Genomic DNA, 16,829 nt, shown 5'->3' on the forward strand with positions numbered 1-16,829 from the left:
GTCGCCCGAGGATTCCGCAACTACGACAACTACCGCCTACGCATGCTCCTCGTCGGCGGCGGACTCACCAGCCCCCACCTCAGGTAGGAAGAGCCGAATAAAGCCACTCGATCGCAAGTGCCTTCAGGCATTCGCTCGGTACGCCCATTCCTACAACGATAGTAAGGTAACCGGGTTCGGGCTGACGACCGGCGGGTTCAGTGTTGCCTTCAATAGGGACGATTCTCACTGGATGCGGACCAGCGGCGGGGGCCGTTATCGCTGCGGGTAGGACCTGACTCGAAATATGAGTAGCTGAACGCCATGAGCAGACGGCGGCCCGGACGCGTACGACCGGGCCGCCGTTGCTCGACCTTTCTCAGGCCCTTGACCTTCTCAGCCCATGTGGGCGCCGCCCTCCGGGCCGTCGGTGGCGAGCTCCTCGTGCTTGACGTTGAGGAACAGCCAGACCACGGCTGAGGAGGCCAGCATCATGAAGGTGCCGACGAAGAACGCGTGGGTTGCGCCCTCCGGGAACCCACCACCGGCGATTACGCGCCCGATGGCCTCCCGGAAGGAGTCCACATTGAACGCCTCCATCAGGCCCGGCTCCACCTTGGGGTTGGCCTGCGCGGCCTGGGTCAGGCCGGCCGTTACCTCAGGTCCGATCTTCTCGCCGTGCGCAGTGACGTAGTGGTTGGCCACCGTGCTCAGGCTGGCGAGGCCGAGGGCGCCGCCGACCTGCTGCATGGTGTTGAGGACGCCGGAGCCGATGCCCGAGTCCTCGGCCCGCACGTGGTGCACCGCGGTCAGCGTGAGCGGCACGAACACCGCGCCCATGCCGAACGCCATCAGCAGGATGAACGGAAAGATGTCGACCCAGTAGTTCACGCTCTCGCCCAGCGGGCTGCCGCCCGGCGCAAACGCCTGCAGCACCGCGGGGGCGCTGTCGTCGACCGAGAGCCGGGAGAAGCCGAACAGGGCAACCGACGCGAGCAGGGTGCCGACGCCGGCGATGTAGCGCGGGTCGACCTTGCTCGCGAGGCTGGACACGATGGTCGCGCTGATCACGATGCCGACCGAGAACGGCAGGAACGCGACGCCGGCCTTGAGCGGGCTGTAGCCCATGATCTGCTGGATGTAGAGGCTCAGGAAGAAGAACATCGCGAACATCGCGGCCGGCATCAGCATCATCGCCAGGAAGCTCGCCGCCCGGGTCTGGTTGGCGAAGATGCGGAAGGGCAGCAGTGGGTGCTCGACCCGCGACTCGATCACCGCGAAGACCAGCAGCAGTGCCGTGCCGGCCACCAGGCTGGCGATCGTCCACTGGTCGTCCCAGCCGTTCTGGACGTCGCCGGCCCGGGAGAGGCCGTAGACGATGCCGAGCAGACCCAGGGTGCCGGTCACAGCGCCCGGGATGTCCAGCTCGCCGCGGTGCCGCTCCGACTCCCGGAAGAAGCGAGGCGCCATCACTGCGGCGTAGATGCCGATCGGGACGTTGATCAGGAACGTGAGCCGCCAGCCACTGATGTCGCTGCCGAACAGCGAGGGCTCGAGACCGGTCAGCCAGCCACCCAGGATCAGGCCGACCGCGGCACCGGCGCCGGACATCGCGGCGTACACCGCGAACGCCCGGTTGCGCTGCGGTCCGGCAGGGAACGTGGTCGCGATCAGCGCCAGTGCGGCCGGTGAGGCGAGCGCCGCTCCGAGGCCCTGCAGACCACGGGAGGCCAGCAGTAGCGCCTCGTTGGTGGCGAGCCCGCCGAGCAGCGATGCCGCCGCGAACACAGTGACACCGACGATGAACGTCAGCCGGCGGCCGTAGAGGTCGCCGAGCCGGCCGCCGAGCAGCAGGAGTCCACCGAACGCGAGCGCGTAGCCGGTGACGATCCACTGCAGGTTGGCCGGACCGATGTCGAGGTCCTTGCCGATGTACGGCAGCGCAATGTTGGCGATCGTTGCGTCGAGCACCACCATCAGCTGAGCGATGGAGATGATGATCAGAGCCCACCGGAGCTTGCGAGGATCGGTCTCGGCGACCTCCTCCTCGAACGGCTCGGTGGCCTCAGTCTTGGTGAGGTCAGCCATGGGATTCCTTTACTTCTCGAGGCTTGGTGGGGCAGGTGGCCGCGGGCACGACGATCTCGTCGACCACGCGGGTGATCAGGTCCTCGGTCGGCTGTTCGCCGAGGATGTAGAGGCGGTGCAGGACGATGCCCGCGATGGCGGGCCCGAACAGGTCCACGTCGAGGTCGGCCCGGATCTCGCCGCGGGCCTTCGCCCGCTCGTAGATCGCGCGGCCCAGGGCCTCCTTGGGGCCGATGAACCGGATCCGGAACTCCGCCGCGAACTCGGGATCGCGGCTGAGCGCGGTCAGCAGCTGGGTGAATATGGTGACCTGGCGCTGGCCACCCTCGCCACTCATTTGACAGTAGGACTGCACCAGGTCGTCCCGGAAGCTGCCGGTGTCGACCGGCACGGGCTGGTCCTTCTCCTTGAGCAGCGCGTCGAGCACGAGTGTGGACTTGCCGCTCCAGCGCCGGTAGAGCGTTGCCTTCGACGCCTTGGCCTTGGTGGCGACGGCGTCCATGGTGAGGCGGTCGTAGCCGACGTCCGCGAGCACGTCGAGCGTCGCCTCCAGGATTTCGAGCTCGCGGTCACCGGCGACGCGCGGGCGGCTGACGCCCGTGTCGCTGGGGGGAGGTACGGCGCTCATGGTGCGGTCCTGGTCTGGTGAGGGTGGATCTGTCCGGAATGAAACGAAACCGTTCCGTTTCACTTGGATCAGAGTAGCGGTGCGGTTCGGATGACACAACTCAGTTTCATCCGACTTCATTCCGGGGAGTTTCCGGAGCATGAATCGAGTCCTCGTGATCGTGGCTGTCGGTCTGGCTGGTGTCTTCTTCGGTGCGGTCGCCTGCTTCGTCGGTCTGCTGGGCTGGCAGTCATACGACGACTCCCGGGCCCTCGATGTGACAGAGGAGGTCTGCGGCGCGACAGATACCGAGGGTCGCCAGGTCTGCGTGCAGCGCCGCGAGGGCCGGTCGGGTGTGCTCGGCGGCGAGGCGGTCGACTACCTGTACTTCGTGCACCGCGTCAACGGTGAGGACATCTCGCGGGTGACCTACGCGCCGTACCCCTTCCACGACGACGGGCTGGAAGCCACCGTCGAGAAGAACCGGGTGGTGGTGCGCGGCGAGCAGGGGCTGATGGCGGTCTATCCCCAGCGCTTCTACGCGCTCGACTGACGCTTACCGGCGTTGTCGGTGCGGCACGGCAAGATGTGTCCATGAGCTCTTCCGACACCACGGCACCCACCGCCGAGCCGACCCCGGCGACCCCGGAGGCCCGCGACCGCCATCAGGAGCTGGCCGAGAAGATCGAGGACGCGCGCTGGCGCTACTTCGTGCTCGACTCGCCGAGCCTGTCGGACGCGGAGTACGACGTCACCCTGCGCGAGCTGCAGGCGCTGGAGGAGGAGTTCCCCGAGCTGCGGACGCCGGACTCGCCGACCCAGAAGGTCGGGGGAGCGGTGTCGACCGAGTTCACCGCCGTGGACCACCTGCAGCGGATGGAGAGCCTCGACAACGCCTTCTCCACCGAGGAGCTGGAGTCGTGGTACGCGCGGCTGGTGCGCGACGGTGTCGAGAGCCCGGCCCTGCTGTGCGAGCTGAAGGTCGACGGGCTGGCGATCAACCTGCTCTACGAGAACGGCCGGCTGGTGCGCGCGCTGACCCGCGGCGACGGCCGCACCGGTGAGGACGTCACGCCCAACGTCAAGACGATCGCGTCGATCCCGCACCGGCTGACCGGGACCGACGAGTTCCCCGTGCCCGAACGCGTCGAGGTTCGCGGCGAGGTGTTCTTGTCGATCGAGGCGTTCGACCGGCTCAACGCATCGCTGGTCGAGGCCGGCAAGCCGATGTTCGCCAACCCGCGCAACTCCGCGGCCGGCTCGCTGCGGCAGAAGGACCCGCGGGTCACCGCGTCGCGCGACCTCGGGATGGTCTGCCACGGCATCGGCGCCCGCGTGGGCTTCGAGCCGACCGCCCAGTCCGCGGCGTACGAAGCGCTGCGGGCCTGGGGGCTGCCGACCTCCGACCGGGTCAAGGTGCTGCCCGACCTCAAGGCGGTGCAGGAGTACGTCGACTACTTCGGCGAGCACCGCCACGACGTCACCGAGCACGAGATCGACGGCGTGGTGATCAAGGTGGACGAGGTGATGCTGCAGCGGCGGCTCGGCTCGACCAGCCGGGCGCCGCGCTGGGCGATCGCGTTCAAGTACCCGCCGGAGGAGGTCAACACCGAACTGCTGGAGATCCGTGTCAACGTCGGGCGGACCGGCCGGGTGACGCCGTACGGCGTGATGAAGCCGACCAAGGTCGCCGGCTCGACAGTGGAGAACGCGACGCTCCACAACGCCTACGAGGTCAAGCGCAAGGACGTCCGGCCCGGCGACACCGTGATCCTGCGCAAGGCGGGCGATGTGATCCCGGAGATCCTCGGCCCGGTGCTGGCGCTGCGGCCCGAGGGGCTGCCGGAGTGGCAGATGCCGACCGAGTGCCCGTCGTGCGGCAGCACCCTCGCCGAGCAGAAGGAGGGCGACAAGGACCTGCGCTGCCCCAACCACGAGCAGTGCCCGGCCCAGGTGCGCGAGCGGGTCTTCCATGTCGCCGGCCGCGGCGCCTTCGACATCGAGGGGCTCGGCTACGAGGCCGCGGTCGCGCTGCTCGACGCCGGCGTGATCGAGAACGAGGGCGACCTGTTCGGGCTGACCGACGCCGCGGTACTGAAGGCGCCGCTGTTCACCCGCGCGCCGAAGAAGGACGAGGGCGACCAGCCCGTGCTGTCGGCCAACGGCCAGCGCCTGCTCGCCAACCTCGCGACCCGCAAGCAGGTGCCGTTGTGGCGGGTCCTGGTGGCGCTGTCGATCCGCCACGTCGGCCCCACCGCGGCCCGGGCGCTGGCCACCGAGTTCGCGTCGATGGAGGCCATCCGCAACGCGCCGCTCGAGGAGCTGGCGGCCGCCGAGGGCGTCGGACCGACGATCGCGGAGTCGGTCACCGAGTGGTTCGCCGTCGACTGGCACAGCGCGATCGTCGACAAGTGGGTCGCGGCCGGTGTCTCGATGGCCGACGAGCGCGACGAGTCCACCACGCGCACCCTCGAGGGCCTCTCTATCGTGGTGACCGGCTCGCTCACCGACTTCAGCCGTGACGGCGCCAAGGAGGCGATCCTGTCCCGCGGCGGCAAGGCCGCGTCCTCGGTGTCGAAGAAGACAGACTTCGTCGTGGTCGGCGACTCGCCCGGCTCGAAGGCCGACAAGGCCGAGCAGCTCGGCGTGCCGATCCTCGACGAGGCCGGATTCAAGAAGCTGATCGACGAAGGTCCCGACGCCGTCCGCTAGCGGCCGCGGCCGCTGGTTGAGGAGGTCGCTCTGCGACCGTCTCGAAACCAAGGCCCTAAGAGCCGTCGGTGAGCGGGTGCCGGTGCAGGCGGGTGAGCAGCAGCCGGCGCTCGGCGTCGTTGGTCGTGAGCGTGAGGGCGCGCTGGTTGGCCTCGGCCGCCTCGGCGTCCCGGCCGAGGGCGGTCAGCAGCTCGGCGCGGGTCGCGTGGAACAGGTGGTACGACGCGAGCCCGTCGCCGAGTGCGTCAACCTCGGCGAGTGCCTTGTCGACCGAGTTGCCGCCCTGCTGCGCCAGCGCGACCGCCCGGTTGAGCCGGACCACCGGCGACCCGTCGTACTGCAGCAGCAGGTCGTAGAGGGTGACGATCTGCAGCCAGTCGGTCTCCGTCCAGGACGGCGCCGACGCGTGACAGGCGGCGATGGCGCCCTGGAGCTGGTAGCGGCCGGGCGCCTGTAGGGCGGCGGCGCGTTCGAGGTGGGCGTCGCCCTGGGCGAGCGCCTCGCGGTCCCAGAGCGTCCGGTCCTGGTCGCGGAGCAGGACGAGACCGCCGCCCGCGTCGAACCGGGCCCGGCTGCGGGCGTGCTGGATGGTGAGCAAGGCGGCCAGGCCCCAGGCCTCCGCCTCCCGCGGCAGGCTGGTGGCGACCACGGTCGCCAGCCAGACCGCGTCGCTCGCCAGGTCGCGGTCCTGGGCGTGTCCGGTCGAGGAGACGAAGCCCTCGTTGAACATCACGTAGACCACCGCCAGCACGTCGGCGAGACGCTCGCTGAGCTGGTCGGGCTCGGGCACGGCGAGGGAGATGCCGACCGAGACCACCTTGCGCTTGGCGCGCACGATCCGCTGCGCCAGCGTCGCCTCGTTGACCAGGAACGCGCGGGCGATCTGTGGGGTGGTGAGACCGACCACCGCCCGCAGGGTCAGCGCCAGCCGGGCTTCGGGTGCCAGGGCTGGGTGACAGCAGGCGAAGAGCAGCCCGAGCCGGTCGTCGGTATCGGATGCTGTCCCGTCGGGTGGTGCGGCGGCGGCAAGAGCCGCCAGGCCGCTCTGCCGCGCGCTGCGGCGTACGGCGTCGAGGGCGTTGCGCTGGGCGGCGACCTGGAGCCAGGCGCCCGGCCGCTCCGGGGCACCGTCTCGGCGCCAGGCGGTCAGCGCCTCGACGACGGCGGTCTGCACAGCCTCCTCGGCCAGGTCGAAGTCGCCGAAGCGGCGGGCCAGGCCCGCCACCAGCCGGCCAGACTCCTCGCGCAGCGCGAGCGTCAGAGCCCGATCGGCGGCGGCGTCCACGGGTCCTACTCGAACTGCGAGTAGTCCTCGACCATCGGCCGGATCTCCAGCGCGACGCCGGGCAGCTCCAGTGCGGGCCAGGTCTTGGCGATGGCGATCGCGCCGTCCAGGTCGGCGGCCTCGAGGACGCTGAACCCGCCGATGATCTCCTTGGCCTCGTTGAACGGGCCGTCGACCACGACCGGGCCGGACTCGCCGTACTTGACGGTGGTGGCCGTGGTGACCGGGTGCAGCTCGGCGCCGCTGTCGGCGATGTGCTCGCCGTTGTCCTGGAACCACTGGTAGATCCGGCCGTAGACGGCCTTGGCGTGCTCCGGCTCGACGTTCTGGTCGAGGTCGGGGCGAGAGGTGAACATGACGACGTACTTCATGGTGAGCTCCTTCTCCTATGAGGGATGGTTCACCACGTCGACGCCGCTGGTGGCGCGTTCTCGACAGCCCGGCTCAGGAATTTTCTTCGGCCGCCCGGTCGGCAGCCAGGATCTGCTCGCGCAGGATGTCGGCGTGCCCGGCGTGGCGGGCCAGCTCCTCGACCATGTGCACGTAGATCCAGCGCAGCGTGAGAGGGCCGCGGCGGTTGTGCAGGGCGAGGTCGTCCAGCTGCAGCGGCGCGGCGATCCGGCGCGACTCCTCGATGGCGGTTCGCAGCTCCTTGACCAGCGAGTCCACGCTGTCGTGGGCGCTCGGCATGAACGACTCGTCGATGTCGTAGGGCAGCCCGAGCTCCTCGCGAGTGCGCCCGGCGAGCGCCACCTGGAACCACACCTTCTCCACGAAGACGGCGTGCTTGAGCAGCGCCAGGGGAGTGGTCAGCGACGGCACCAGCCGGCGCCTCGCCTGCTCGTCGGTGAGACCTTCGACGGCCTCGATCAGCTCTTCGCGGTTGTCGTCGAGGAAGGCCTCGAGCTGGGCGCGCTCGCCGCTGCGCAAGGCCCTCTCCGAGGCGCTGGGCCGGGAAGTCATGGGGTGGAGGGTATTGCCGCCCCCGGGGGTGCGCGCAAGGTGTCGAGGACGAGCTCGGCGACCGCGCGCTGCTCGCGGGCGAACGGGTGATACTGCAGCGCCTGGTCGGTGATCGTAACCGCGCCGTTCACCCAGGGCTCGTCGGAGCAGACGTCGTGGCCCACGCTCGCGGCGTACACGTCGACGAACTCGATGCCCGCGGTCCTGGCGGCGCCGCGCAGGGCCTCGTTGAGGGCCCGGTTCAGCTCGTCGGCGTACGCGTAGTCACCGTCGGCGAGCGGCAGCAGGTCCGGGCAGGAGCCGTCGTCGGGGGCGAGCTTCGGGTAGCCGACGACCAGCACCCGGGCCCGCGGTGCGAGCTGGCGGATCCGCTTGATGGCGTCGACGAGCGAGCGGCGCGTCTCGCGGAGCGCGGTCAGCAGCCGGTCGCCGCCGCCGCGCCGCATCTCCGCCCGGCAGGGCGAGCCGGTCGGGTCGGAGTCGCGGTACGTCGGGCACTCGGTCACCAGGGTGCCGAACACCTGGGCGTCGTTGCCGCCCATGCTGAGCGTCACCAGGTCGGTACGCCGGTCCAGCGCGGCGAACTGCGGCGGCACCCGGCCGTGCCGCGTCGCCGAGCCGACGGTGAGGTCACGCGTGTCCGCGCCGCTGCAGCTCCGGTCGACGGCCCGGGTCTTCAGCTTGCGGGCGACCAGCTTCGGGTAGTTCGTCGTCGACCGGATGCAGCTGCCGGACCGCTGCTCGTACTCCGGCACGAACGGCGCCGCCGTGAACGAGTCGCCCAGCGCGACGTACCTGTCGATCCGCGGCAGTGGCCGCTCCGGCTCGGGTGGCCCAGGCGCCTCAGTTGCCTCGGCCGTCGGCAACGTCGGGGTGGGCGTCGGCTTCTGTCCGTCGCCCGAGGCCTGCTGAGCCGGCGAGTCCGACATGCAGCCGGTCGCCATGACGAGGAGTACGACGAGCGCAGCAACGGCGCGCTTCACAGACCAACACCCCCGGACGGACGGCTTTCCCGCAGCGTACGCCGTCGACAAAACGGCCCAGAAAGTAAACCCGAGCGGCGTCATGCGCCGTCCGATTGATCGTCCTTATACCTAAAGCCGGGTTTTACGAAAGCCAAGGGAGCATGGCGATGACCACAAGCGAAGTGTGGATGGCAATCATCCTTCTCGGGCTCGTCCTGATCGGTGTCGGCGTCGCACTCTGGCTCCACGCGCGCCGGCAGCTCGCGGCGGCGGCAGCGGCGCGCCAGCAGACCAAGCACCGGCGCGGCGACCCCGAGACGGGGCGGCACGCACTCCGAGATCCGAACGCGGCGCTCGCGGGGATCCTGAGCCAGGTGCCGCCGAAGGGAGCGTCCGGGGGTGCGCACCGCGCCGAGTAGCGCCACCCCGAACCACCCACAGACGGATCTGCCCCGCGGCGCACACGCCGCGGGGCAAGACCGCATCTGACGATCGGTACTCAGGCCTCGTACGTCATGCCGCCGAGCCGGACCTTGGAGTGCTCGGTGCCGGGGACCTCGTAACCGGTCGTGCACTCCCCGCTGACGGCGTCGCAGATCTTGACCTTGCCCTGGTCGACGGTGAACAGGTGCCCGTCGGGGGTCCAGCCGTAGTTCGAGTAATCGCCCTCGAACGAGCTGTGGGTGGCTGACCTCACGTCGTAGACGTCGAAGCTGCCAGGGCGGCCGAACGTCGCATGGCCGTACTTCGCGAACCGCCCATCCGGCGAGAGACCGACGGGTGCCGCGGCCGGAAACTGCAGGAGCAGCTCGCCGGTCGTGGCGTCGGCGATCACAGACCGTTCGGCCTCCATGGTTGTGTACCGGCCGCCATTGACCTCCGAGAAGGGGCTATCCAGGTGCTCGTTCGGGGAGACGTCGCCGGTTCGCCAGTCGACCTCGAGTACGCCGTCGTTATTGCTGACGTACACGACGTCACCGGACAGTGACACCAGCGGTGCGTTCCAGTCGCCCCAATCGTGGAGGCCCGGCACCGGCACTCGCTTCTCGTCGCCGGACCGCACGTCCAGCAGCACGACCGAGACATCCTCGCCGTTGACCTCGGCCCACGCCAGATAGGGCTGGGTGGGGTCGCTACTCACTCTCTGATCCTCGGTGAGTACGCCGAAGTCCTTGGTGCTGCCGTCCGGGCGGATCAGCGTGTAGCCGGGGCTGGAGGGGCCGAATTCGGAGCCGTCGGAGGCACCGCCGTCCTTATTGGTGCGCACGAGCAGACCGGCTGAGGTGTACAGCAGGGAGTGGATGTCGTCCTCGACCTCGACCGTGGTCTGATCGCCGAGGTAGACGGTGTTGCCCACGGCCAGCACCGGGTTTTCGAGATACGCCGTCTGGGTCGCGGGGCCGATCTCGGAGCGGCGGTCCTTGCCGGCGCCGTCGTACGACTGTACGGCGACCGCCGTGCCCGCGCCGATCACGGCCACCAGGGCCGCAGCGACCACGCCGGTGGTGAGCTGCTTGCGGCGCCGGAGCCGGCGGCCCTGGGCGTAGGTCGCGGCGGCGGGTGGTGCGGGGATATGCAGCGCGTCGGTCTCGGCACGCATCAGTTCTGCGAGTCGTTCGCTCATGACGGGTGTCCTTCGATGATCGGGGCGACGGCGTCGCCGAGCAGCGTGCGCAGCTTGGCGAGGGCGTCAGCGGTCTGGCTCTTCACGGTGCCCTCGGTGCAGCCGAGAGCGGCCGCGGCGTCGGCGACCGACAGGTCCTCGTAGTAGCGGAGGACGACGACCGCGCGCTGTCGCGGCGGCAGCTGGCGCAGCGTGCCGATGATCGTCGGCCGGTCGGCGTGCTCGACGTCGTACCCGCGCTCGGGTAGTGACAGCGTCGGCAGCTCGTTGCGCCAGCCGCGCTGGCGGAACCACGACGCAGCGGTGTTGAACATGACCTTCCTGGCGTACGCCGGGGCGGCGGCCAGCTCGCGGATGTGGCGCCACGAGGCGTAGGTCTTGGCGAGCGAGGTCTGGACGAGGTCCTCAGCGAGGGCGTGCTCGCCGAGCATCAGGTACGCCGTCCGGTAGAGCGACGGCCAGCTGGCGTGCACGAACTCGGAGAAGTCCGCTTCGTTCGGTGGTCTGGGCATGGGTCCTCCTACTGGCCCAACGACAGGTCACCCAGACAGATGCGGTGTCTCCTCGATCGGTTGGGCGGGCACCCGCCGCCGGGCTAGCCCACCTGGTGGAGGAACAGCCGCACCCGGTCCAGCCGCAGCTCACCCGGCGGCGGTCCGGTCGTGCCGCCGTACATGTCGGCGATGGGGGAGACGGTGAGGAACAGCGACTGCCCGGCGGGTACGTCGACGGCGGTGGCGGCCAGCTCCAGCCAGCGGTGCGCGCGCGCGACGAGGACCGGCTCGTGCATCGGGACCGAGTTGTTCTGGATGATCTTGGCGTCGGCAGCGGTCGTCCCCACGCTCAGCGCGAAGAAGGCCCGGCTGCCGGGCGCGAGGCTGCGCACCCGCGCGCTGAGGTACGCCGGACCGGCCACCGTGACCGGCCCGTCGGCGACCTTCACCGCGAACGGCTGGCCGGCGGCCGAGGTGGACACGATCGACGGGAGCCGGCGGACGGTGCTGGGGAACAGGTGCTGCTGCGAGATGCAGCGGCTGCCGTCGGCGGTGGCCAGGTGGTAACGCCCGAAGCCGGTGAGGCCGGTCTGCTTGTCCTGCAGCCGCAGCTGCATGAACCGGATCGACAGGTCGCGGAAGGAGGCGCTGCCGAGGGCCTGCGAGCACGGGTCACCCGGCGTGCCGAAGCCGGGCGGGAGCAGGCTCGGCAGCGTGTGGCCACCGTTGTAGCCGACCAGCATGCTCTGCGACCGCGCCTTCCGGGTCAGCGCCCGGTCGTAGTTGCGCAGCCCCTGCTGCAGCGGGAAGAGGTTGTCGGTCAGGCCCTGGCCGAGCAGCACCGGGATGTCGAGCCGGCGGCCCTGCGAGACGTGCCAGGCCGGGCCGTTCTTGGCGAAGAACTCGTCGGCGATCTTGCCGTCCTCGCCGTCCGGCCAGCGGCCCTGGACCAGGTAGGTCTGGAAGAGCCGCTGCATCTCGGCGGGCAGCCGGTGGCCACCGGTGGCGTACAGCAGCTGCAGCCACCAGGCCCGCGGGATGTTGTCGGGCGCCAGGCTCTGCTTGAGGTCCCACCAGGTGATCTCGGGCGCGAGCGCGTCGAAGCGGGTCCGGCCACGCTCCTTGAGCTCGGTGAAGGCGCCGGCGAACTGGAAGCCGCCGCCGTACGAACCGCCGATCGAGCCCAGCACGGGGTCGCCGCGCCGCTCCTGCTCGACCCAGTCCAGGCCGGCGATCAGGTCGACGATCTTCAGGACGTCCTTGCCCTCGAAGGCGGGGTTCATCACGTGCGCCCGGCCGGTGCTCTCGCCGTGGGCACGCTGGTCGAAGCTGAGTACGCCGAACCCGGCGCCCAGCCAGGGCTGGAACGACCCCTCGGTCTTGGTCCGGCTGCCGCCCCAGCCGTGGCTGTGCAGGATCATCGGCACCTGCTGCTCGGCGCTCGCGCCGGCCGGCTTGAACAGCGTGTAGCAGATCTTCACCGGCGTGGTCGTGTCCGGCTCGGGGACGCTGTCGACGCAGCCGTTGGTCACCTCCGCGGCCGCCACGGTCGGGTCAGCCACGGCCGACTGGCCGGTCGGTACGGCGAGTGCCGCTGCGGTGAGTACGACGAGTGCTGGTACGGCCAGTCGCGACCTGATGAACATGCGTTCCCCTCCCAAGGCAGTCATGCTGTGCTGACATTAGGGCAGGCACCGACCGGAGAACAGGGCTTTGCACAGGCCCGGCGAGCCGTCGGCCTAGGATGGTGGCCGGCTGGACCAGAGGCCACCCCAACCAGCACGAACCGGAAGTCACTCATGCCTGAAGCATCCGTGCCCGATTCATTCGGGATCACCCGCGACGAGGTTGCCCATCTGGCCAACCTGGCGCGGATCGACCTGGACGACGCCGAGCTCGACCACCTCGCTCCTCAGCTGAGCGTGATCCTCGAGTCGATCGCGTCGATCCAGGGCGTTGCCGGCGCCGACGTGCCGCCGACCTCGCACGCGCTGCCGCTGACCAACGTGTTCCGCGACGACGTCGTGGTGCCGGGCCTGACCGCCGAGCAGGCGCTGTCGGGCGCTCCGGAGCAGGAGCAGCAGCGGTTCAGCGTGCCGAAGATCCTGGGCGAGGAGTGAGCGATGAGTGACCTGACCCGTAGGACCGCGGCCGAGCTGGCCGACGCGCTGGCCGGCGGCGAGACCACCAGCGTCGAGCTGACCCAGGCCCACCTCGACCGGATCGCCGCGGTCGACGGCGACGTGCACGCCTTCCTTCATATCGACGGCGAGGGCGCGCTCGCCCAGGCCGCCGCGGCCGACGCGCGGCGCGCTGCCGGTGCGCCCGCGAGCCCGCTCGACGGCGTACCGATCGCGGTCAAGGACGTGATGGCCACGGCCGGCCTGCCCACGACCTGTGGCTCGAGGATCCTCGAGGGCTGGGTGCCGCCGTACGACGCGACCGTGGTCAAGCGGCTGCGCGAGGCCGGGCTGCCGATCCTCGGCAAGACCAACATGGACGAGTTCGCGATGGGCTCGTCCACCGAGCACAGCGCGTACGGCGCGACCCACAACCCCTGGGACCTGTCCCGGATCCCCGGCGGCTCCGGCGGCGGATCGGCAGCGGCGGTCGCGGCGTACGAAGCGCCGCTCGCGATCGGTACCGACACCGGCGGCTCGATCCGGCAGCCCGGTGCGGTGACCGGCACCGTCGGCGTCAAGCCGACGTACGGCGGCGTCTCCCGCTACGGCCTGGTCGCGCTCGCGAACTCGCTGGATCAGGCCGGTCCGGTGACCCGCACCGTGCTCGACGCCGCGCTGCTGCACGAGATCATCGGCGGCCACGACCCGCTCGACTCGACCTCGATCGACGCGCCGCTGCCCAAGCTGGTCGACGCGGCCCGGGAGGGCGCCAGCGGCGACCTGACCGGTGTCCGGATCGGCGTGGTCACCGAGCTCGGCGGTGAGGGCTACCAGCCTGGCGTGCTCGCCCGCTTCCAGGAGAGCGTCGAGCTGATGACCAAGGCCGGCGCCGAGGTGGTCGAGGTCTCCTGCCCGACCTTCGTGCACGCGCTGGCGACGTACTACCTGATCCTGCCGGCCGAGGCGTCCAGCAACCTCGCGAAGTTCGACGCGATGCGCTACGGCCTGCGGGTGCTGCCCGAGGGCCCCGACGGCACAGTGTTGCCCAGCCCAAGTGCAGAAGAGGTCATGCGCGCCACCCGCGACGCCGGCTTCGGCGACGAGGTCAAGCGCCGGATCATCCTCGGCACCTACGCGCTGTCCAGCGGCTACTACGACGCCTACTACGGCCAGGCGCAGAAGGTGCGCACGCTGGTGAGCCGCGACTTCGAGGCGGCGTTCCAGCAGGCCGACGTACTCATCTCGCCGACCGCGCCGACCACGGCGTTCAAGCTGGGCGAGAAGGTCGACGACCCGCTGGCGATGTACCTCAACGACCTGGCCACGATCCCGGCCAACCTCTCCGGCGTCCCGGGCATCTCGGTGCCCAACGGCCTCGCCGACGAGGACGGACTGCCGTCCGGCATCCAGATCCTGGCGCCCGCACTCGCCGACGACCGGGTCTACCGGGTCGGCGCCGCGGTCGAGGCGCTGCACATCGCGGCCTGGGGCGGCCCGCTGCTCGCCCAGGCGCCCGAGCTGGAAGGACCGGCCCGATGACCGACACCCTGGTCTCGTTCGAGGAGACGCTGGCCAAGTTCGACCCGGCGCTGGGCCTGGAGGTCCACGTCGAGCTGAACACCGCGACCAAGATGTTTTGCGGTTGCCCGACCGAGTTCGGCGCCGAGCCGAACACCCAGGTCTGCCCGACCTGCCTCGGCCTCCCGGGCGCGATGCCGGTGGTCAACCGCAAGGGGGTGGAGTCGGCGATCCGGATCGGGCTGGCGCTCCACTGCCAGATTGCCGAGTGGTGCCGGTTCGCGCGGAAGAACTACTTCTACCCGGACATGCCGAAGAACTTCCAGACCTCCCAGTACGACGAGCCGATCGCGTTCGACGGGTACATGGATGTCGAGCTCGACGGTGAGACCTTCAGGGTCGAGATCGAACGCGCGCACATGGAGGAGGACACCGGCAAGTCGCTGCACGTCGGCGGCGCCACCGGCCGGATCCACGGCGCGGACTACTCGCTGGTCGACTACAACCGGGCCGGCATCCCGCTCATCGAGATCGTCACCAAGCCGATCCGGGGCGCGGGGGAGAAGGCGCCCGAGATCGCCAAGGCGTACGTCGCGCAGCTGCGCGACCTGATCGTCGCGCTCGGCGTCTCCGACGCGCGGATGGACCAGGGCTCGATCCGCGCCGACGTCAATCTTTCGCTCGCGCCTAAGGGCCAGGGCAGTACTGGGGTACTCGGCACCCGCACCGAGACCAAGAACGTCAACTCGCTGCGGTCGGTGGAGCGGGCGGTCCGCTACGAGATGCAGCGGCATGCCGCGATCCTCGATGGCGGCGGCTCGATCCTGCAGGAGACCCGGCACTGGCACGAGGACACCGGGATCACCACCAGTGGTCGGGAGAAGTCCGACGCGGAGGACTACCGCTACTTCCCCGAGCCGGACCTGGTGCCGGTCGCGCCCTCGCGGGAGTGGGTCGAGGAGCTGCGCGGCACGCTTCCGGAGAACCCGACCCAGAAGCGGGCCCGGCTGCAGGCCGACTGGGGCTTCTCGGACCTGGAGATGCGCGACACCGTCGGTGCCGGCGCGCTCGGGCTGGTCGAGCAGACGATCGCCGCCGGCGCGGCGCCGCAGGCCGCCCGCAAGTGGTGGCTGGGTGAGCTCGCCCGGCGGGCGAAGGAGGCCGACGTCGAGCTGGTCGAGTACGGCGTGACCCCGGCCCAGGTGGCCGCCGTACAGACGCTGGTGGACGCCGGCTCGCTCAATGACAAGCTGGCCCGGCAGGTCTTCGACGGCCTGGTGGCCGGCGAGGGTACGCCGGAGGAGATCGTCGCCGCCCGCGGCCTCGCGATCGTGTCCGACGACGGTGCCCTGAGCGCCGCCGTCGACAACGCGATCGCCGCCAACGCCGACGTCGCCGACAAGATCCGTGACGGCAAGGTCGCCGCCGCCGGTGCGCTGATCGGCGCGGTCATGAAGGAGATGCGCGGCCAGGCCGACGCCGGCCGGGTGCGTGAGCTGATCCTCGAGAAGCTCGGCCAGGGATAGATCCGGTTGTGAGCCGATGGAGCGGGGGATGGGTCGCGGCGCTGGTCGCGGCCCTGCTGCTGGTGTCCCTGGCCGCCTGCGGTGAGGACGAGCCGGAGCCGACGACGCAGCCCCGGCCGACCCCGACGCCGACCACACCGGTCGCCGATCCCTTGGCGGCCCCGTGTGTGGTGGTCGACCTCCGGGCGATGACCTCGATCATCGGTGAGCCGGTGAGCGACCCCGAGCCGCTGGTCGGCGGTGGCTCCGAGGGCGAGGCGGAGTGGCAGTACCACGGCTGTGTGCTGGACACCGGCCGCAAGGCCGAGGGCCGGCTCAGCGTCGGCTTCCTCGTCGACGAGGACGACGAGCCGATGCCGACCCGGCTCCTCGACGAGCTCGAGGCCGCCTACAAGACCGCAGTTCCCAAGGAGCTCGAGTACGAGCCGGTCGGCGGGATCGGCGACGGTGCGTTCTTCGCCAACGCCACGTTCAACGAGCGGCTCTTCGTCCGCCACGGCAGCATCCCGTTCGTGATCACCGGCGAGGACAGCGACCACGACCAGTTCACCCGCGAGCAGCTCAAGCAGATCGCGATCGCGGTCACCGGCCGGATCGCCCGCTGACCCGGCCCGTGTCGACGCCTGAGAGCGCTGACCCGGCCCGTGTCGACGTCGTACGGCGCTGACCCGGCCCGTGTTGACGTAGCACATGTGAAGACGGGCCGGGTCAGCGTGTTTCAGCGTGAAGACGAGCCGGGTCAGCATCAGGCTGAGACGCTTCTATAGGTTGTCAACCCCTGCCGCGAGGTGTCGGTAGAGCTCGCGGGCGATGTATCTCTTGAGGCAGCGGCGGATGCGGGGCTTGCTAAGGATGCGCTGATCATCGGACCAGTTGGCGAGTGAGTAGCAGGCGCGGGCCTCAGGGTGTGGTCGTGGGGTCTGGGAAGTTCTGCCAACCGGTCCC

The 16,829-nt window shown here is 70.2% G+C and carries 16 protein-coding genes; 7 read left to right on the forward strand and 9 right to left on the reverse strand.

Annotated features, from left to right (window positions below; all coding sequences use genetic code 11):
- Nucleotides 1-375: 375 nt before the first annotated feature.
- Together DDV73_RS04120 and DDV73_RS04125 are read right to left on the reverse strand one after the other, a co-directional pair.
- Nucleotides 376-2,067 carry an MFS transporter gene (locus DDV73_RS04120; RefSeq protein WP_109505989.1) on the reverse strand — a complete coding sequence of 564 codons (1,692 nt, stop codon included), beginning with the start codon at nucleotides 2,065-2,067 and terminating at the stop codon, nucleotides 376-378.
- Nucleotides 2,060-2,695 (reverse strand): TetR/AcrR family transcriptional regulator, encoded by a 636-nt coding sequence (locus DDV73_RS04125; RefSeq protein ID WP_109505990.1) that lies wholly within the window; start codon nucleotides 2,693-2,695, stop codon nucleotides 2,060-2,062. Before DDV73_RS04125 ends, DDV73_RS04120 begins: the two co-directional genes overlap by 8 nt.
- Before the next feature lie 139 nt (nucleotides 2,696-2,834).
- Between DDV73_RS04125 and DDV73_RS04130 the strand changes: the two genes are divergently transcribed.
- Both DDV73_RS04130 and ligA read left to right on the forward strand, forming a co-directional pair.
- A complete protein-coding gene (locus DDV73_RS04130) occupies nucleotides 2,835-3,227 on the forward strand; it encodes a hypothetical protein (RefSeq protein ID WP_154402600.1) in 393 nt (130 codons plus the stop codon).
- Between the two features lie 41 nt (nucleotides 3,228-3,268).
- Nucleotides 3,269-5,386 carry an NAD-dependent DNA ligase LigA gene (gene ligA / locus DDV73_RS04135; protein WP_109505992.1) on the forward strand — a complete coding sequence of 706 codons (2,118 nt, stop codon included), beginning with the start codon at nucleotides 3,269-3,271 and terminating at the stop codon, nucleotides 5,384-5,386.
- Between the two features lie 55 nt (nucleotides 5,387-5,441).
- Here ligA and DDV73_RS04140 read toward each other — a convergent pair whose 3' ends face one another.
- The 4 genes from DDV73_RS04140 to DDV73_RS04155 form a co-directional block, all read right to left on the reverse strand.
- On the reverse strand, nucleotides 5,442-6,671 hold the full coding sequence (locus DDV73_RS04140; RefSeq protein WP_109505993.1) for an RNA polymerase sigma factor: 1,230 nt from the start codon (nucleotides 6,669-6,671) through the stop codon (nucleotides 5,442-5,444).
- Between the two features lie 5 nt (nucleotides 6,672-6,676).
- Entirely contained in the window at nucleotides 6,677-7,042 is a 366-nt protein-coding gene (locus DDV73_RS04145) for a YciI family protein (RefSeq protein ID WP_109505994.1), read from the reverse strand.
- 73 nt (nucleotides 7,043-7,115) lie between these two features.
- On the reverse strand, nucleotides 7,116-7,634 hold the full coding sequence (locus DDV73_RS04150) for a DinB family protein (RefSeq protein WP_109505995.1): 519 nt from the start codon (nucleotides 7,632-7,634) through the stop codon (nucleotides 7,116-7,118).
- Nucleotides 7,631-8,617 (reverse strand): SGNH/GDSL hydrolase family protein, encoded by a 987-nt coding sequence (locus DDV73_RS04155; protein WP_161962283.1) that lies wholly within the window; start codon nucleotides 8,615-8,617, stop codon nucleotides 7,631-7,633. Before DDV73_RS04155 ends, DDV73_RS04150 begins: the two co-directional genes overlap by 4 nt.
- A gap of 149 nt (nucleotides 8,618-8,766) precedes the next feature.
- Between DDV73_RS04155 and DDV73_RS04160 the strand changes: the two genes are divergently transcribed.
- Nucleotides 8,767-9,018 carry a hypothetical protein gene (locus tag DDV73_RS04160; RefSeq protein ID WP_154402601.1) on the forward strand — a complete coding sequence of 84 codons (252 nt, stop codon included), beginning with the start codon at nucleotides 8,767-8,769 and terminating at the stop codon, nucleotides 9,016-9,018.
- Nucleotides 9,019-9,098: 80 nt separating this feature from the next.
- On the opposite strand, the gene DDV73_RS04165 is transcribed toward DDV73_RS04160, so the two are convergent.
- The 3 genes from DDV73_RS04165 to DDV73_RS04175 form a co-directional block, all read right to left on the reverse strand.
- Nucleotides 9,099-10,223, reverse strand: coding sequence for a hypothetical protein (locus DDV73_RS04165; RefSeq protein ID WP_154402602.1), 1,125 nt, complete (start codon nucleotides 10,221-10,223; stop codon nucleotides 9,099-9,101).
- Complete coding sequence (locus DDV73_RS04170) at nucleotides 10,220-10,735, reverse strand: SigE family RNA polymerase sigma factor (protein WP_109505999.1); 516 nt, start codon at nucleotides 10,733-10,735, stop codon at nucleotides 10,220-10,222. Before DDV73_RS04170 ends, DDV73_RS04165 begins: the two co-directional genes overlap by 4 nt.
- Before the next feature lie 83 nt (nucleotides 10,736-10,818).
- Complete coding sequence (locus DDV73_RS04175) at nucleotides 10,819-12,363, reverse strand: alpha/beta hydrolase (protein ID WP_109506000.1); 1,545 nt, start codon at nucleotides 12,361-12,363, stop codon at nucleotides 10,819-10,821.
- 153 nt (nucleotides 12,364-12,516) lie between these two features.
- Between DDV73_RS04175 and gatC the strand changes: the two genes are divergently transcribed.
- The 4 genes from gatC to DDV73_RS04195 are packed head-to-tail and all read left to right on the forward strand — an operon-like array spanning nucleotide 12,517 to nucleotide 16,489.
- Nucleotides 12,517-12,837, forward strand: coding sequence for an Asp-tRNA(Asn)/Glu-tRNA(Gln) amidotransferase subunit GatC (gene gatC, locus DDV73_RS04180; protein ID WP_109506001.1), 321 nt, complete (start codon nucleotides 12,517-12,519; stop codon nucleotides 12,835-12,837).
- A gap of 3 nt (nucleotides 12,838-12,840) precedes the next feature.
- Complete coding sequence (gene gatA, locus DDV73_RS04185; protein WP_109506002.1) at nucleotides 12,841-14,379, forward strand: Asp-tRNA(Asn)/Glu-tRNA(Gln) amidotransferase subunit GatA; 1,539 nt, start codon at nucleotides 12,841-12,843, stop codon at nucleotides 14,377-14,379.
- A complete protein-coding gene (gatB, locus tag DDV73_RS04190; protein WP_109506003.1) occupies nucleotides 14,376-15,884 on the forward strand; it encodes an Asp-tRNA(Asn)/Glu-tRNA(Gln) amidotransferase subunit GatB in 1,509 nt (502 codons plus the stop codon). Before gatA ends, gatB begins: the two co-directional genes overlap by 4 nt.
- Nucleotides 15,885-15,892: 8 nt before the next feature.
- Nucleotides 15,893-16,489 (forward strand): hypothetical protein, encoded by a 597-nt coding sequence (locus DDV73_RS04195; RefSeq protein ID WP_109506004.1) that lies wholly within the window; start codon nucleotides 15,893-15,895, stop codon nucleotides 16,487-16,489.
- Nucleotides 16,490-16,829: the final 340 nt, after the last annotated feature.

The organism is Nocardioides speluncae, assembly GCF_003121585.1.
Classification (GTDB): domain Bacteria; phylum Actinomycetota; class Actinomycetes; order Propionibacteriales; family Nocardioidaceae; genus Nocardioides; species Nocardioides speluncae.

Coding starts and splice junctions, on each gene's coding strand:
- DDV73_RS04120 (WP_109505989.1), bottom strand. CDS start 2,067: ATGGCTGACCTCACCAAGACTGAGGCCACCGAGCCGTTCGAGGAGGAG.
- DDV73_RS04125 (WP_109505990.1), bottom strand. CDS start 2,695: ATGAGCGCCGTACCTCCCCCCAGCGACACGGGCGTCAGCCGCCCGCGC.
- DDV73_RS04130 (WP_154402600.1), top strand. CDS start 2,835: ATGAATCGAGTCCTCGTGATCGTGGCTGTCGGTCTGGCTGGTGTCTTC.
- ligA (WP_109505992.1), top strand. CDS start 3,269: ATGAGCTCTTCCGACACCACGGCACCCACCGCCGAGCCGACCCCGGCG.
- DDV73_RS04145 (WP_109505994.1), bottom strand. CDS start 7,042: ATGAAGTACGTCGTCATGTTCACCTCTCGCCCCGACCTCGACCAGAAC.
- DDV73_RS04150 (WP_109505995.1), bottom strand. CDS start 7,634: ATGACTTCCCGGCCCAGCGCCTCGGAGAGGGCCTTGCGCAGCGGCGAG.
- DDV73_RS04160 (WP_154402601.1), top strand. CDS start 8,767: ATGACCACAAGCGAAGTGTGGATGGCAATCATCCTTCTCGGGCTCGTC.
- DDV73_RS04165 (WP_154402602.1), bottom strand. CDS start 10,223: ATGAGCGAACGACTCGCAGAACTGATGCGTGCCGAGACCGACGCGCTG.
- DDV73_RS04170 (WP_109505999.1), bottom strand. CDS start 10,735: ATGCCCAGACCACCGAACGAAGCGGACTTCTCCGAGTTCGTGCACGCC.
- DDV73_RS04175 (WP_109506000.1), bottom strand. CDS start 12,363: ATGTTCATCAGGTCGCGACTGGCCGTACCAGCACTCGTCGTACTCACC.
- gatC (WP_109506001.1), top strand. CDS start 12,517: ATGCCTGAAGCATCCGTGCCCGATTCATTCGGGATCACCCGCGACGAG.
- gatA (WP_109506002.1), top strand. CDS start 12,841: ATGAGTGACCTGACCCGTAGGACCGCGGCCGAGCTGGCCGACGCGCTG.
- gatB (WP_109506003.1), top strand. CDS start 14,376: ATGACCGACACCCTGGTCTCGTTCGAGGAGACGCTGGCCAAGTTCGAC.